This window comes from Aurantiacibacter suaedae, from assembly GCF_005434915.1.
In the GTDB taxonomy this organism is placed as follows: Bacteria; Pseudomonadota; Alphaproteobacteria; order Sphingomonadales; family Sphingomonadaceae; genus Alteraurantiacibacter; species Alteraurantiacibacter suaedae.
This window is the reverse complement of record NZ_SKCG01000001.1, coordinates 842,242-857,000: the sequence shown is the minus strand read 5'-3', so window position 1 is coordinate 857,000 and position 14,759 is coordinate 842,242. Positions and strand designations below refer to the sequence as shown.

12 protein-coding genes are annotated in these 14,759 nt (G+C 63.9%); 5 read left to right on the top strand and 7 right to left on the bottom strand.

Features of this window, described 5'->3' with window-relative positions:
* The first annotated feature begins 39 nt into the window (after positions 1 to 39).
* From uvrA to E0473_RS03990, 4 genes are all read left to right on the top strand, one after another.
* Positions 40 to 2,934 (top strand): excinuclease ABC subunit UvrA, encoded by a 2,895-nt coding sequence (uvrA, locus tag E0473_RS04005; RefSeq protein WP_137679535.1) that lies wholly within the window; start codon positions 40 to 42, stop codon positions 2,932 to 2,934.
* Between the two features lie 212 nt (positions 2,935 to 3,146).
* The gene (locus E0473_RS04000) at positions 3,147 to 3,926 is read left to right on the top strand and encodes a HipA family kinase (RefSeq protein WP_137679534.1); all 780 of its coding nucleotides are present in this window, start codon (positions 3,147 to 3,149) and stop codon (positions 3,924 to 3,926) included.
* Positions 3,893 to 4,789 (top strand): DUF3037 domain-containing protein, encoded by an 897-nt coding sequence (locus tag E0473_RS03995; protein ID WP_137679533.1) that lies wholly within the window; start codon positions 3,893 to 3,895, stop codon positions 4,787 to 4,789. Before E0473_RS04000 ends, E0473_RS03995 begins: the two co-directional genes overlap by 34 nt.
* Positions 4,790 to 5,107: 318 nt before the next feature.
* A complete protein-coding gene (locus tag E0473_RS03990) occupies positions 5,108 to 6,076 on the top strand; it encodes a hypothetical protein (protein WP_137679532.1) in 969 nt (322 codons plus the stop codon).
* Here E0473_RS03990 and E0473_RS03985 read toward each other — a convergent pair.
* The 7 genes from E0473_RS03985 to E0473_RS03955 form a co-directional block, all read right to left on the bottom strand.
* On the bottom strand, positions 6,073 to 6,645 hold the full coding sequence (locus E0473_RS03985) for a septal ring lytic transglycosylase RlpA family protein (protein WP_241657320.1): 573 nt from the start codon (positions 6,643 to 6,645) through the stop codon (positions 6,073 to 6,075). The genes E0473_RS03990 and E0473_RS03985 overlap by 4 nt on opposite strands.
* 273 nt (positions 6,646 to 6,918) lie before the next feature.
* Positions 6,919 to 8,136, bottom strand: coding sequence for an argininosuccinate synthase (locus E0473_RS03980; protein WP_137679531.1), 1,218 nt, complete (start codon positions 8,134 to 8,136; stop codon positions 6,919 to 6,921).
* Between the two features lie 63 nt (positions 8,137 to 8,199).
* Complete coding sequence (locus E0473_RS03975) at positions 8,200 to 9,531, bottom strand: MATE family efflux transporter (RefSeq protein WP_241657319.1); 1,332 nt, start codon at positions 9,529 to 9,531, stop codon at positions 8,200 to 8,202.
* A gap of 138 nt (positions 9,532 to 9,669) precedes the next feature.
* Positions 9,670 to 10,995 (bottom strand): SAM-dependent methyltransferase, encoded by a 1,326-nt coding sequence (locus E0473_RS03970; RefSeq protein ID WP_137679530.1) that lies wholly within the window; start codon positions 10,993 to 10,995, stop codon positions 9,670 to 9,672.
* A gap of 109 nt (positions 10,996 to 11,104) precedes the next feature.
* Positions 11,105 to 11,848 (bottom strand): molybdopterin-dependent oxidoreductase, encoded by a 744-nt coding sequence (locus tag E0473_RS03965; protein ID WP_137679529.1) that lies wholly within the window; start codon positions 11,846 to 11,848, stop codon positions 11,105 to 11,107.
* The gene (locus E0473_RS03960) at positions 11,845 to 12,537 is read right to left on the bottom strand and encodes a cytochrome b/b6 domain-containing protein (protein WP_137679528.1); all 693 of its coding nucleotides are present in this window, start codon (positions 12,535 to 12,537) and stop codon (positions 11,845 to 11,847) included. The genes E0473_RS03965 and E0473_RS03960 overlap by 4 nt, the downstream gene beginning before the upstream one ends.
* Positions 12,534 to 13,295 (bottom strand): SDR family oxidoreductase, encoded by a 762-nt coding sequence (locus tag E0473_RS03955; protein WP_137679527.1) that lies wholly within the window; start codon positions 13,293 to 13,295, stop codon positions 12,534 to 12,536. Before E0473_RS03955 ends, E0473_RS03960 begins: the two co-directional genes overlap by 4 nt.
* A 188-nt stretch (positions 13,296 to 13,483) precedes the next feature.
* On the opposite strand from E0473_RS03955, the gene E0473_RS03950 reads away from it, so the two are divergent.
* A complete protein-coding gene (locus E0473_RS03950) occupies positions 13,484 to 14,743 on the top strand; it encodes a PQQ-dependent sugar dehydrogenase (protein ID WP_137679526.1) in 1,260 nt (419 codons plus the stop codon).
* Positions 14,744 to 14,759 lie beyond the last annotated feature (16 nt).

The following is a 14,759-nucleotide window of genomic DNA, read 5'->3' as shown; positions in this document are numbered from 1 at the left end:
CGCTGGACTTACCCGCAACCAGTCCCCAAGTGAGCCCCCATGTCACTCACCCACATTTCCGTCCGCGGCGCCCGCGAGCATAATCTCAAGGGCGTCGATATCGAGCTGCCGCGCGACAAGCTCATCGTCATCACCGGCCTTTCCGGCAGCGGAAAGTCGAGCCTCGCCTTCGACACCATCTATGCCGAGGGGCAGCGGCGCTATGTCGAATCCTTAAGCGCCTATGCGCGCCAGTTCCTCGAAATGATGCAGAAGCCCGATGTCGAGCATATCGACGGGCTCTCGCCCGCGATCTCGATCGAGCAGAAGACGACGAGCCGCAACCCGCGCTCGACCGTGGCGACCGTCACCGAGATTTACGACTATATGCGTCTGCTGTGGGCGCGGGTTGGGGTGCCCTATTCGCCCGCCACCGGCCTGCCGATCGAGGCGCAGACGGTCTCCAACATGGTCGACCGGGTGATGGCCCTGCCTGAGGGCACGCGCGCCTATCTGCTCGCGCCGGTGGTGCGCGGCCGCAAGGGCGAATACCGCAAGGAGCTGGCCGAGTGGCAGAAGGCGGGCTTCACCCGCGTGCGCATCGATGGCGAGATGTACGCGATCGAGGAAGCGCCTGCGCTCGACAAGAAGTACAAGCACGACATCGAGGTGGTGGTCGACCGGATCGCGGTGAAGGAAGGGCTTGAAACGCGGCTGGCGGACTCGTTCGAAACCGCGCTGAAGCTGGCCGAGGGGCTGGCCTATGTCGATCTGGCCGATGGCGTGGTGCCGGGCCGCGAAGGCGAGGAGCAGGGCAAGAATCTCAAGGGTGCAGGCCTGCCCACCAACCGCATCGTGTTTAGCGAGAAGTTCGCCTGTCCGGTGTCGGGCTTCACCATCGAGGAGATCGAGCCCCGCCTGTTCTCGTTCAACGCGCCGCAGGGCGCCTGTCCCACCTGCGACGGCATCGGCGAGAAGCAGCTGTTCGACCCGCAGCTGGTGGTCCCCAATGAGGAGCTGAGCCTCAAGAAGGGCGCCATCGTGCCCTGGGCGAAGAGCAACCCGCCGTCGCCCTATTACATGCAGGTGCTGACCAGCCTCGCCAAGGCTTACGACTTCGATATCGAGACGCCGTGGAACCAGCTCGATGCGGACCAGCGCGACATCATTCTGCATGGCACCAAGGGCATGCCGGTCGAGCTGACCTTCAAGGATGGCCGCAAGAGCTACACGGTGCAGAAACCGTTCGAGGGCGTGATGGGCAACCTCCAGCGCCGGATGCAGCAGACCGACAGCGCCTGGATGCAGGAGGAGCTTTCCAAGTTCCAGACCGCGCAGCCGTGCGAGACCTGCGGCGGCGCGCGCCTCAACGAGAAGGCGCGCGCGGTGAAGATTGATGCGACCGACATCTCACAACCCACGCGGTACTCAGTTTCCGATGCGTTGCAATGGTTTACCGCACTTCCCGACAAGCTCAGCGACACCCAGAACCAGATCGCCAAGGCCATCCTCAAGGAGATCGTCGAGCGGCTCGGCTTCCTCGACAATGTCGGGCTCGACTACCTCAACCTCGACCGCACCAGCGGCACGCTCTCGGGCGGTGAGAGCCAGCGCATCCGGCTGGCCTCGCAAATCGGCTCAGGGCTTTCAGGCGTGCTCTACGTACTCGACGAGCCCTCCATCGGCCTCCACCAGCGCGACAACGACCGGCTGCTCGAAACATTGAAGCGCCTGCGCGATCTCGGCAACACGGTGATCGTGGTCGAGCACGACGAGGACGCCATCCGCGCCGCCGACTATCTGGTCGACCTCGGCCCCGGCGCGGGCGTCCACGGCGGCGAGATCGTGGCCGAGGGCACCTTGAAGCAGGTGCTCAAGAACAAGAACTCGCTCACCGCCGCCTACCTCAACGGCACGCGGGCAATCGAGGTGCCGACCAAGCGCCGCAAGGGCAACGGCAAGAAGCTCACCGTCCACGGCGCGAAGGCGAACAACCTCAAGGACGTCACCGCCGCTATCCCGCTCGGCACCTTCACCTGTATCACCGGCGTTTCGGGCAGCGGCAAGTCGAGCTTCACCATCGACACGCTCTATGCCGCCGCCGCCCGCACGCTCAACGGCGCGCGGGTGATCGCGGGGCCGCATGACAAGGTGACCGGCCTCCAGCACTGCGACAAGGTGATCGAGATCGACCAGTCGCCCATCGGCCGCACCCCGCGCTCGAACCCGGCCACCTACACCGGCGCCTTCACCCAGATCCGCGACTGGTTCGCAGGCCTGCCCGAGGCGCAGGCGCGCGGCTACAAGCCGGGGCGGTTCAGCTTCAACGTGAAGGGCGGCCGCTGCGAGGCCTGCACCGGCGACGGCCTGATCAAGATCGAGATGCACTTCCTGCCCGACGTCTACGTCACCTGCGAGGAATGCGGCGGCAAGCGCTACAACCGCGAGACGCTGGAGGTGAAGTTCAAGGGCCACTCGATCGCCGACGTGCTCGACATGACGATCGAGGACGCGGTCGAGTTCTTCAAGGCGGTGCCCCCGATCCGCGACAAGATGGCGATGCTGGCCGAGGTTGGGCTGGGCTACATCAAGGTGGGCCAGCAGGCGACCACTCTATCCGGCGGCGAGGCGCAGCGGGTGAAGCTGGCGAAAGAGCTGTCGCGCCGCTCCACCGGGCAGACGCTCTATATCCTCGACGAGCCGACCACCGGCCTGCATTTCGAGGACGTGAGGAAACTGCTCGAGGTGCTGCACCGGCTGGTCGATCAGGGGAACTCTGTGGTGGTGATCGAGCACAACCTCGATGTGATCAAGACCGCCGACTGGTTGGTGGACCTTGGGCCGGATGGCGGTGTGCGCGGGGGTGAGATTGTGGCTGAGGGCGTTCCCGAGGACGTCGCTCGCAACGAGCGCAGCTACACCGGCCAGTATTTGAAACCTATGCTTGGGGCGTGACCGGGAACGAGCCTGCCCCGGACCTGATCCGGGGCCTGAGGATGTGGCTGCTACGGCTGCGAGCTATACGGGGCAGTATTTGAAGCCGATGCTGGGGTAGGTGGTAACGCTCTTGTCAGGCTTGGGCGATAGGCTGCAAAATGAATAGTGGTTCAGAGCCATATATTTGTTAGAGATATTTCATTTTAACAATTTTGGCCTATGCGATTGTCATGCTGAGACGACTTGAAGCGGTGCAGTTCGTTGGGGACGTTGGGAGCGGGAGAACTCGACCCATTATCGTTGCGGGTGAAGATGACGATGAGAACGTTATTGAGGTTGTCGTCAAGTTCTCTTCCTCCTGTGAAATGGGGACGAGTTCTTTAGCGGTTGAGGTGATTGCTGCTTGCTTGGCGGGAACACTTGGTCTTCCCATTCCTGAGCCTTTCATCGTGGTGATTCCAGATGACTGGCGAGGTTGTTTACCTGATGATGTCAGAGGCCGTTTCTCAGAATTCGACAATCTTGCTTTTGGTTCGAAGTTGCTTTGGCCGCAATGGCCTGCATGGGCTGTGACGAACCATCTCACTCCTAGCATGGTCCAGACCGCTGCAGAGGTGTTGGCTTTTGACGGGTTTATCGAAAATATGGATCGCCGAGATGGCAACCCCAATTGCCTAGTTAGCGGAGAGCAAATTCGAATCTTTGATCACGAATTGGCATTCCCGCGAGGTCTGCTAGGACCGAAGCCTTGGGCAGTGGGTGGCCTGCAGCCATTCACAGAGCCTGGGCATCACATCTTTCGTCGAGAATTGCTTGCCAAGGGCATCGACTTTGCTGCAATTCGCGAGAAATGGGCAAATCTGCTTGATGACGACATTGATGCCTATGGGGCTGCGGTGCCCGGAGCTTGGCGAGATGATGGATTTCTGGCCGATATTCTGACCAAAATTAGGCAAGTCAGAGACAACATCGGCGGATGTATGACGGAATTGGATCGGATTTTAAGGTGAGTCGGCGACCATACAGCTACAGCGTACTTCGCTACGTCCATGACGTGGTTACGGGTGAATTCGTAAACGTCGGCCTTGTTTTTTTCGCGCCAGCTGCTCGGGGCGAGAAGCCAGTTGTGCTTTTCGAGTTCAAGGAGCGCATTCAGCGTCTGCGCCCTCTGTTTCCCGATATAGATAGAAAGTCTTTTGTCACCGCAATCGCTGCCGTGCGCCGTAACGCTGTAAAGGTTGCCAGAAACGCAGAGAAAGAGGGTTTTTTCTCGAGCACTGATGCTCGATCACTCGCTACTCAGATGTTGCCACATGACGGAAGTTCCTTGCAGTGGTCAAAGGCGGGAACTGGAATTGCAAAGGACACCGCGCGGGAGTTCCATCGCATAGCGAATAGGATGCTGTCAGCTTATGATAAGCGAAATGAGAATCGTCGTTCAGACGAGGATGTGTGGCGGCCCGTTCGTCAAGCTCTTCACGATAGAGATGTTGAAATTGATCTAGAGCCCAAGACAATAGCGGGTTCGGTAGATACGATCGAATTTCAGCACACATGGGTAAATGGGCAGATACACGCCTACGAACCACTTTCTTTTGATCTAGCGGATGCGGGAAATATTAGGGATAAAGCACGGCGTTGGAGAGGTAATCTTGACGCGGCAGCGGATGGGGTTGCCTGTAGATTTAAGGCATACTTTATTGCAGGGAAGCCATCTGATTCAAATCTTATTGATGCGTATCATTCGGCTTTGGAAATTTTGCGCCAAGCAGAAACTTCCCCTGAAGTCTATGAGGAATCGGAAATCGATTTGCTTGTCTCGGAAATTGAGCAAGCGGTGGGACTTCATCGATCACAGCAGCGAGCCCGATAGTTAGCTAGCTGCACATACCCTTTCCTACACACCCCAAAATATGCCTCACTGCGCGCCCGCTTTGCCCAAGGCGGTCCACGAAATGCGCAGACCACGAGGTGTCCCTATGTCGCAATACCGCTTGCCCGTTGCCCCCACCGACCATCCCGATGTTGTTGGCCATGTCCAGCGCTGGCTCGCCCAGGTCGAGGCGGGGCGGATCGGGGGGAAGGGTGGGGCTGTAGCCGGGGGCGTCGCAAACCCCTCCCCCGACCGCTGTGGCTGCGCCACGCCTTCGGCTCCCCCTCAAGGGGAGGGGAGCTTTGGGGAGCGCGCCCGATGACCTCCATCGTCCAGCTCTCGCCGCTCCAGCTTGCGCAGCTTGACCCGCATGTCATCGCCGATCCCGACAATCCCCGCATCGCGCGCACCGCGAGCGGCCAGCAGGTCGCGCTCACGCCGCCGCGCATGGCCGACTTCCTCGAAAGCCTCATGACCATGGGCTCGGTCGCCATCGCCTGCCAGCGCGCCGGGGTCGCGCGGCAGACCGCCTATCGCGCGCGGCGTCGCTCTCCCGGGTTTGCGCGGGCCTGGGACGCGGCGCTGCTCGCCGCGCGCACCGTCGCCGAGAGCGAGCTGGCCGAGCGGGCCATCAACGGGGTCGAGGAGGCGGTGTTCTATCACGGCGAGGAGGTCGCGCGGCGGCGGCGGTTCGACAGCCGTCTGCTGCTCGCGCATCTGGCAAGGCTGGACCGGGCGGCCGAGCGGCTCGACCTTGCCGCCACGCTCCCGCAGCTCGACGACCAGATTGATGCGCTGAGGTCTGCCGGGGATGGGGCCGGGGAGGGAGATGTGGACGCGGTGCTTCCGGGCGCCGTTGCGGCGGAGGACTTGCGGCGCGTGCAGGACGAGCGCGAGCTGGTGCGCGATCCGGCGGGCTATGCGGAGCGGGAGGCTGCGCGGGAAAAGCGGCAACCTCAGCGGGCGAAAGAATCTCCTCAAGACACTGTCACACCTGTCACACCTTGCCCCGTAACGCCTTGCGATGACTGCGGGGGCTTCTGCCTCGATGCCGAGACCGAGCCGGGGGTCAGGCTGACGCAGGCGGACTGTCAGTGGCTGGGCAACCGGCTTGAGCGGATGGAGGAGGCGCGGCCCGAGGATGCGGTGCCGCCGTTCCGGCTCTGCCCCGAGGGCGATCGCACCGGCGCGCTCGAGATGGCGCAGCTCCATGCCTTCGAGGCGGGCGTACCGCGCTGGTGGGCGCTGGCCCCCGAAGAGGCGCAGGTGGCGCTGGAGAACGCCTAGCTGTCGAGAACGGCGAGTTCGACCGTGCCGTGACCCTGGGCGATGAGGCCGATCTCCTCGGCGGCGGCGCGCGAGAGGTCGATCAGGCGGTCATGGGCATAGGGCCCGCGGTCGTTGATGCGCACGATGACGCTGCGGCCGGTACGCGGGTAGGTGACGCGCACGCGGGTGCCGAAGGGCAGCGTCTTGTGCGCGGCGGTGAGCGCGGTCATGTCGAAGGCCTCGCCGCTGGCGGTCGGGCGACCGTTGAAGCGGCGACCGTAGTAGGAGGCATTGCCGCTGCCGAGCGGGGTGGCTTCGGGCTCGGCGGGAACGGCCACGGGCGTGTCCTGCTGGTCGAGCGGGGCGGCGGGTTCGGCGTAGGGGGCGAGGGCCTCGACGAAGCGGGCTTCCTCGCTGGGGGTGAAGACGGGACCAGCCGCGGCGCGCGGGGCAACCAGCGCAGCCGTTTCGAGCTGGGTTTCGGCGTGACCGGCACCGACCATGCCGAGCGTGGCAGCAATGGTCGCAGTGGCACCGATGAGAGCCAGCGTCCGGCGCGATGTGCGCTTGGGATCTTGAGCGTTCATGGGGCGCGCCTTTACGGGGGTATGGCGCAGGTGCCCACCCCGGGTTCCTCGAGTGGTCGCTTGCAAAAGGCAGCTCGTCGCGGATTGAGGCGCAAATGCGGCGAGGCGAGCTGGTTTGGACATGAAATCGCGGCGCTTATTGCCTCGCAACCGGCCAAAAAGAGGCTAATGCCGCCATCAGGCCGATTCGCACGAGGAAAAGCGCGCAGGATCAGCGAGATAGCACGAGAACAGGGGCTGACATCGCTGCCACCCCCCATTCAGAGCCGAAGCCTAGCGGTGGTCGCGCTGGGCCAGCAGACGCAGGCGCAGCGCGTTGAGCTTGATGAACCCCGCCGCATCCTTCTGGTCGTAGGCACCGGCGTCGTCCTCGAAGGTGACGTGCGCCTCCGAGTAAAGCGAGTTCGGCGACTTGCGGCCCACCACCATCGCATTGCCCTTGTAGAGCTTCAGGCGAACGGTGCCGCTCACCTTCTGCTGGCTGAGGTCGATCGCGGCTTGCAGCATCTCGCGCTCGGGGCTGAACCAGAAGCCGTTGTAGATCAGTTCGGCATACTTGGGCATCAGCTCATCCTTCAGGTGAGCTGCGCCGCGATCCAGCGTGATCTGCTCGATCCCGCGATGGGCGCGGGCGTAGATCTCGCCGCCCGGTGTCTCGTACATGCCGCGGCTCTTCATGCCGACAAAGCGGTTCTCGACCAAGTCGAGCCGGCCGATGCCGTGCTTGCGGCCAAGGTCGTTGAGCGCCGCAAGGAGCGTCGCCGGGCTCATCGGTTCGCCATTCAAAGCAACGCCGTCGCCCTGTTCGAAGTCGATGGTGATGTACTCAGGGCTATCGGGCGCGACCTCGGGGTGGTCGGTGCGCGAGTAGACGTAGTCGGGAGTCTCTTCCCACGGGTCTTCCAGCACTTTGCCTTCCGACGAGGTGTGCAGCAGGTTCGCATCGGTCGAGAAAGGGCTTTCGCCGCGCTTGTCTTTCGGGACGGCGATCTGGTGCTGTTCGGCCCAGGCGATCAGCGCGGTGCGGCTGGTGAGATCCCACTCGCGCCAGGGGGCGATGACCTTGATATCGGGGTCAAGCGCATATGCCGAAAGCTCGAAGCGGACCTGATCGTTGCCCTTGCCGGTCGCGCCGTGGGCCACGGCGTCGGCGCCGGTGGCATGGGCGATCTCGACCAGACGCTTCGAAATCAGCGGACGCGCGATCGAGGTGCCGAGCAGGTAGTCGCCTTCATAACGGGCGTTGGCGCGCATCATCGGGAACACGAAGTCGCGCACGAACTCCTCGCGCAGGTCTTCGATGAAGATGTGCTCGTCGGGAATGCCCATCGCCCGGGCTTTCTCGCGTGCCGGTTCGATCTCCTCACCCTGGCCGAGGTCGGCGGTGAAGGTGACGACCTCCAGACCGCGCTCCACCTCGAGCCACTTGGCGATCACCGAGGTATCGAGACCACCCGAATAGGCAAGGACGACGCGCTTGATCTCGGACATTATGGCACACTCCAAAGGCTGAATTTCGCGCGCGCCTATCAGCAAGCGGCAAGCGCCGCAATGTCAGGCTTGGCCGATCGTTCGCGCAAGGCGCGGAAGCTGGACCCCGAGCGCCACCGCGCGCAGCAGATAGCTGGCGCTGAAAGCGATCCACAGGCCAAGCTGACCTTCGCTGCGCAGTGCCAGATCGAGAGCGATGTAGGAAAGCGTTGCGAACACCGCAGCATTGCGCAACGCGCGGCCCTGTGTCGCGCCGATGAACGCCCCGTCGAGCATCCAGCTCGGCATTCCGATCAGCGGGATCAAGGCGGCAAAGGGAAGGAAGCTGCGGGCGGCCTCGCGCACTTGCGGCTCGGTGGTGAGGAAGTCGATCACAGCGCCGCCAGCAAGCAGGAACAGCGCCGAAAGCAGCGCGCCTGCCAGCAAAGAGAATTCGCCCGCCAGCCGGATCGCGCGGGTGAAGTCCGCCCGCGAGCGCTTGCCCACCGCATTGCCCACCCGCGCCTCCGCGGTGAAGGCGAAGGCGTCGAGCACGAAAGCGGCCACATTGACGAACTGCAACAGCACGTGGTTTGCCGCCAGCGCCGCTGCGCCAAGCCGCGCGCCGGCGTTGGCGAACCAGACGAACAGCAGCAACAGCGACACGGTGCGGATCATGATGTCGCGGTTGACCGCAAACAGCTGCTTCAGCCGCGCCGGGTCAAGCACCTGTGCGCGAGTGGCGCGGCGAACGAAGGCGAACACGCTGCCCGCGCCGTCGCGTCCCACCAGTGCAAGCCCTGTGATCAGCGCCACCAGCTCGGCCAGCGCCGTACCTGCGCCCACACCGAAGGCGCCCCAGTCGAAGCCGAGGACGAACCACAGATCGAACCCTGCGTTGGCCGCGTTCATCACCAGTTGCAGCGCCAGCGCATCGCGCGTGCGGCCAAGGCCGAACAGCCAGCCGGTCAGCGCATAGACCGTGAGCGCGGCTGGCGCGCCCAAGAAGCGACCGTGCATATAGGCGGCGGCCTCTGCGCTCACTCTCTCGCCGCCGGCCATCAGCGCCAGCGCGCCGTGGCCGAGTGGCACTTGCAGCGCGACAATCGCGACGCCGAGCGCCAGCCCGATCGCGATCCCGCGCAGCAGCAGCGCCTCGACCTCGTCGCGCTCGCCCGCGCCATGCGCCTGCGAGGTAAGGCCAGTCATCCCCATGCGCAGGAAGCCGAAGGACCAGAACACGAGCCCGATCAGCGTCGCGCCCAGCGCCACGCCCGCGAGCGCGGCTGCATCGCCGCTGCGGCCGATCACGGCGGTATCCACAATGCCCACGAGCGGGATGGAGGCCTGACCGAGCATGATCGGCCAGGCCTGCGCGAAGATCGCGCGGCGGGTGAGGGGCAGGGCGGTGCTCATTTCGCCGCCTCTAGCCGGTGCCTGATAGAAAGGGAATCTCCCCTCCCCGTGGGGAGGGGCAGGGGGTGGGGGTACGACGCTCGATCTGGCGCCGAGCCCCCCTCCCAACCCTCCCCCGCGGGGGAGGGCTTTGGCGGCTTACTCAGCCGCCTGCTTAAGCGCCGGATCGAGATGCCACGCGGGCGGCTCTTCCGAGTTGCGCAGGCGGGTTGCCTCTTCCTCCATGTAGTCGCGGATCATCGGTACGGCATTGCGATCCTTCACATATTGCAGCTGCCAGTTGACCAGCGTGCCATGACGGAAGCTCTGCTCTGCGCCCGCGAGATAGAACAGCCACATCTTGTAGAACTGCTCGTCATACATCTCGGTGATCTCCTCGCGGTGGAGGACGGTGCGGTTGTACCATTCCTCCAGCGTGTGCGAGTAGTGGAAGCGCATCGCCTCCACGTCCATCACCTGCCAGCCGGCTTTCTCGCTCTCGGTCACGAGTTCGGAAAGCGCAGGGATATAGCCGCCGGGGAAGATGTACTTGCGGGTCCAGGCGTCGGTGAAGCCGGGAGGGCCCGCGCGCCCGCAGCAGTGCGAGAACATCACGCCGTCGTCGGCCAGCAGCCGGTGCGTATGTTCCATGAACTCGGGGTAGTGCGGGGTGCCGACATGTTCGAGCAGGCCGACCGAGGAAATGCGGTCGAACGTGCCCTCGACATCGCGGTAGTCCATCAGCTTGAACTTGACCTTGTCCTCGACACCCGCGGCCTTCGCGCGTTCCTTGCAGAAGGCGATCTGGTCAGGCGCCAGCGCCACGCCGAGCACCTCGCAGCCATAATGCTTGTTGAGATACAGCGCGAGACCGCCCCAGCCACATCCGATATCGAGCACGCGCATCGGGCGTTCCATCTCGCGCGCCTTCTGCATATACATCTTGCCCGCGATCAGCGCCTTCTTGTCGAGCTGCGCCTTTTCGAGGCTGACATCGGTGCGGCGGTGATAGCCCATCGTGTACTGCCGGTCCTCGTCGAGGAACAGCTCATAGAGGCGGCGGGTGAGATTGTAGGTGTGCTCGGCGTTCTTGCGCGCCTTGCTCTTGAGGTTGATCGAATCGACCTTGGCCGCGGTCTTCTGGATCAGGCGCTTCATCGGCCCTTGCGGCTGAAGCGCGCGGTCGCCGTGGACCTTTGCCTGGCCCGTCACATAAAGGATCATGTCGCGGATATCGTAAGGCTCTTCCACGTGGAGCCAGCCCCACATGAACGCTTCGCCCGCGCCGACCTGCGGATAGCGCGCGATATGGCCGGAGGCCTTCTTATCCGTCAGGCGGATGCGGATCGGCTGGTCATAGGTGCCACCCTGGCCATCGGGCACGGGGCCGCCGGGGCCATACTCGTAAACCTTGCCGTCGTAGTCGGTGATCACGAGCTTGCCTGCCCGGATCAGTTTCGTAAGCATTTTGTCGAGCAGCCACATGGGCGCGCGTCCCTTTCTTTCAGTCCCGTTAGAGGGCTGTGTGCGGGGCGATTGGCGGTGTGTCAATCACACGGTGGCAATGCGCGGGGGGTGAGTAGGCCCGGTGTCGCTAGATACCGGCATACCATTGGTAGTCCGCGCGGTCCTCCCAATAGCCGCCCTTGCCGCCCGCAATCGGGGCAAGGCTGTCGACCACTTCGATGCCGGTGAGATATTTGGCGTGCTTGTAACCCAGCTGCCGCTCGATCCGCATCCGCAAGGGCGCGCCGTTGAGCACGGGCAGCGGTTCGCCGTTCAACTCGTGGGCGATGATGGTCTGCGGATGGTAGGCATCGTCGAGGTCGACACTCTCGTAATATTCGGAGCCACCCAGCGTATCGGCGCAGCGAAACACCACGAAGCGCGCGCCCTCCCGCAAGCCTCCAGCATCGAGCACCTGCGAAAGCTGCGGCCCGGTCCACTGGCCGATGGCACTCCAGCCCTCGACGCAGTCGTGCCGGGTGATCTGGGTGCGCTGGGGCATGGCGCGGATGTCCGCGAGCGAGAGGCTGAGTTCGTTGTCGACCAGCCCGCTGACGCTGAGCCGCCAGTTGGCAAAACCCTCGGCCTCGGCCTGGCGATAGGCATCGGTGTCGACATCGCGGCTGCCATTGCCACGGAAGAACGGCGACACTTCGCTCGGCTTGTATTCGGGGGCCATGGTGATGCGGCCGAAGCCAAGCGCCCGGTGCAGCCCGCGGTGCCAGCTCTGCGCGCCGTCGACGAGATTGCGGAATACCGAGGTCTCGCTCACCTCGTTGCACGCCGAGACAAAGGCGGCCAGTGCGCCCACGAGAACGTTGCGCCGCTTCATTTCCGCTGCCCTCCGGTAATCATGTCGCGCAATTGCCCGATCGGGCCGGACAGCACCACCAGCAGCACATGCACGATGAGGAAAGCCAGCAAGGCGAACGCGCAGATGAAGTGGATCGAGCGCGCGCTTTGCCGACCACCGAAAATATCGCTCAGCCATGGCCAGGCCGCCTCCATGCCCGGACTCATCGCCATGCCGGTGAACACCATCAGTGGCAGCAGCACGAAGACCACGCCCGAATAGGAGATTTTCTGGAGGATATTGTACTTGCCCTCGACCGGCTCGAAATTGAGCCTCAGGTGCTCTTTGATGTCGAGCCAGATGTGGGCGGGAGACCATTCGCGCGCGCGGGCGAAGAGGTCGCGCCGGAAGTGCCCGTTGAGTAGCGCGATCAGCATGAAGGCGAGCAGCGAAAAGCCGAACACCAGCGCGAAGACGATGTGATAGTCGCGCGCTAGGGCGAGGCTGTAGCGGGTGGGGATCGTCGCCCAGCCGGGGAACATCGGCGCCACGAACCAGGCTTGCGAACTGTCGAAGCCCCAGTCGCCCCAATAGAGGCGGCGGTGGGCGTTCGAGATGGTCAGTCCGCTCATGAACAAGATGATCACGCTGATCGCATTGATCCAGTGCCACAGGCGGGTCGAAAGCGCGTGGCGTTTGGCCAGTTTGATTTTGCCCAGTTTGGTCATGCCGATTGGCTCTCCTCGCGGGCAAGGTAGATCACGTCGCGGTTTTGACAAAGCAGGTGTTGTCCCGAATCGACGAAAAGCTGCTGTCCGCTGGCGAGATGACCCTCGGCCATGAACAGCGCGGCCTCCGCCACTTCTCCCGCCTCGGTGCGCCGCTTGAGCAGGTTAAGCCGGTGCGAGTGTTCGGCCTCGTCGCCGGTCTGGTCGTGGCTGGCGAGAATCGCACCCGGCGCAAGGCGATAGACCCGGTCACCTGGCGCGGCAGAGCGTGCCAACATCCGCGCCGCCGCATCGACCGCCGCCTTGCTCATGGTGTAGCTGAAAAAGTCGGGGTTGATGTTGGCGAGCTTCTGGTCGGTCACTTGGATCACGCGCCGCCCGCTGCTTGACCGGGCATGGACGAAAAAGGCGCTTGCCAACTGCACCTGCGCGCGCGCGTTCACCGCCATGGCGCGGGCGAAGACATCCGGATCGAGCGCGTCATGGCTGTCATATTCGAACAGGCTCGCGCAGTTCACCAGCGCGCGCCAGTCGCCAAGCTCACGCGCCAGCGAGTGCATCAGAGCTGTGCGCGCGCCTTCATCCAGTAGGTCGCATTGCACGGTACGCGCGCTTGGCAGGCTGGCAGCGAGGGCTTCGGCCTCCGCGCGCGAGCGGCGATAGTGAATTGCGACATGCCACCCCGCCGCGCCAAAGCGCCGCGCAATAGCTGCACCGATGCGGCGCGCCCCGCCCGTTACCAGCACACTGCGCATCATCGGGCGATCGAGCCAAAGCGGTAAAGGTTGCGGTGCAGCATCGCGTGCAGATTTGCACGCCCGCGCCCTGCTTGCAAAGGCCGCCTTTGCAAAAGAGTCTTGCACCATCGCGAAACAGCGGCTTTCTATTTAGGATAAAGTCAATTTGCCGCGGCCATAGCAAGGCCGCGGCGCGGGGGAGGAATGCAATGATCCGGATCGTAACTGCGGCGAGCGCGCTGGCGCTGGCCTTTGGCGCATGTCAGGCACTGGCGCAGGATGCGCCCCCCGCGGCATCGCAGCCGACGCCCGCGCCGGCCCCGTTCATGGGCGCAGCGCTGGGCGAGGGGCCGTGGGATTTCAACAGCGCCGAAGGGCCAATCCATGTCGAGGTGCTGACGCGCGGTCTGGTCAATCCGTGGGGCATGGCCTTCCTGCCCGATGGCTCCATGCTGGTGACCGAGCGACCCGGGCGGCTGCGTATCGTTGCGGGTGATGGAACGCTCGATCCAGAGCCGATTGAGGGGCTGCCGGAGATATATGCCTTGGGCATCGCCGGGCTCAATGATGTCGTGCTCGATCCCGACTTCGAGAACAATCACCTGATCTACCTTGCCTATTCCAAACCGAATCCCTCGGGTGCGGACGAACAGGCGCTGGCCGTGGCGCGGGCCTCGTGGGAAGGCGGGCACGAGCTGCACGATGTCGAGGACATCTTCCTCGCCGCGCCATGGTATGGCCCGAAGACCCAGCCCGAGCGGTGCTGCGGACAGGGGCCCGCCTTCGGAAGTTTCGGTGGGCGCCTGCTGTTCGACGGGGAAGGCCACCTGTTCGTGACCAGTGGCGACCGCAACTATGGCGAGATGGTTGCATCTGAAGATAACCACTTCGGCAAGATCTTGCGCATCAACACCGATGGCTCCGCGCCCGCCGACAACCCCTGGGTCGGGCGCGAGGGCGCGCGGCTCGAGGTGTGGTCAACCGGCCATCGCAACCCCCTCGGCCTCACCATCAATCCCTTCACCGGCGACCTGTGGGAGACCGAGTTCGGCCCGCGCGGTGGTGACGAGCTGAACCGGATCATGCGCGGCGGCGATTACGGCTGGATCAGTGTGACGCAGGGCTTCCACTATAACGGCGAACCGGCAGAAGCGATCAGCAAGGTACCGGGCAAGATCGATCCGGTACTCGCTTGGGGACCGCCGAGCCTCAACCCCGGCAATATCGCTTTCTATAAAGGCGATGCTTTCCCGGGCTGGCAGGGCGACCTGCTGCTGGCCACCTTCACCGAAGGCTTGCAGCGGTACGACACCGATGCGCAGGGGATGCCGCTCAATCAGCCTGAGACCTTGCTGAAAGAGCTTGGCCAACGCTGGCGTGACGTGCGCGTGGGGCCAGACGGGGCGGTCTATTTGCTGACCGACATGGCCGAGGGAGCGGTTATCAAGGTCACGCCTGCCGAAGGCTGAGCGGGCGGCGCCAGCC

Bases quoted from the DNA above. Each gene is read 5' to 3' on its own strand.
- uvrA (WP_137679535.1), top strand. From the start codon at position 40: ATGTCACTCACCCACATTTCCGTCCGCGGCGCCCGCGAGCATAATCTC.
- E0473_RS04000 (WP_137679534.1), top strand. From the start codon at position 3,147: ATGCTGAGACGACTTGAAGCGGTGCAGTTCGTTGGGGACGTTGGGAGC.
- E0473_RS03995 (WP_137679533.1), top strand. From the start codon at position 3,893: ATGTATGACGGAATTGGATCGGATTTTAAGGTGAGTCGGCGACCATAC.
- E0473_RS03990 (WP_137679532.1), top strand. From the start codon at position 5,108: ATGACCTCCATCGTCCAGCTCTCGCCGCTCCAGCTTGCGCAGCTTGAC.
- E0473_RS03985 (WP_241657320.1), bottom strand. From the start codon at position 6,645: ATGAACGCTCAAGATCCCAAGCGCACATCGCGCCGGACGCTGGCTCTC.
- E0473_RS03980 (WP_137679531.1), bottom strand. From the start codon at position 8,136: ATGTCCGAGATCAAGCGCGTCGTCCTTGCCTATTCGGGTGGTCTCGAT.
- E0473_RS03975 (WP_241657319.1), bottom strand. From the start codon at position 9,531: ATGAGCACCGCCCTGCCCCTCACCCGCCGCGCGATCTTCGCGCAGGCC.
- E0473_RS03970 (WP_137679530.1), bottom strand. From the start codon at position 10,995: ATGTGGCTGCTCGACAAAATGCTTACGAAACTGATCCGGGCAGGCAAG.
- E0473_RS03965 (WP_137679529.1), bottom strand. From the start codon at position 11,848: ATGAAGCGGCGCAACGTTCTCGTGGGCGCACTGGCCGCCTTTGTCTCG.
- E0473_RS03960 (WP_137679528.1), bottom strand. From the start codon at position 12,537: ATGACCAAACTGGGCAAAATCAAACTGGCCAAACGCCACGCGCTTTCG.
- E0473_RS03955 (WP_137679527.1), bottom strand. From the start codon at position 13,295: ATGATGCGCAGTGTGCTGGTAACGGGCGGGGCGCGCCGCATCGGTGCA.
- E0473_RS03950 (WP_137679526.1), top strand. From the start codon at position 13,484: ATGATCCGGATCGTAACTGCGGCGAGCGCGCTGGCGCTGGCCTTTGGC.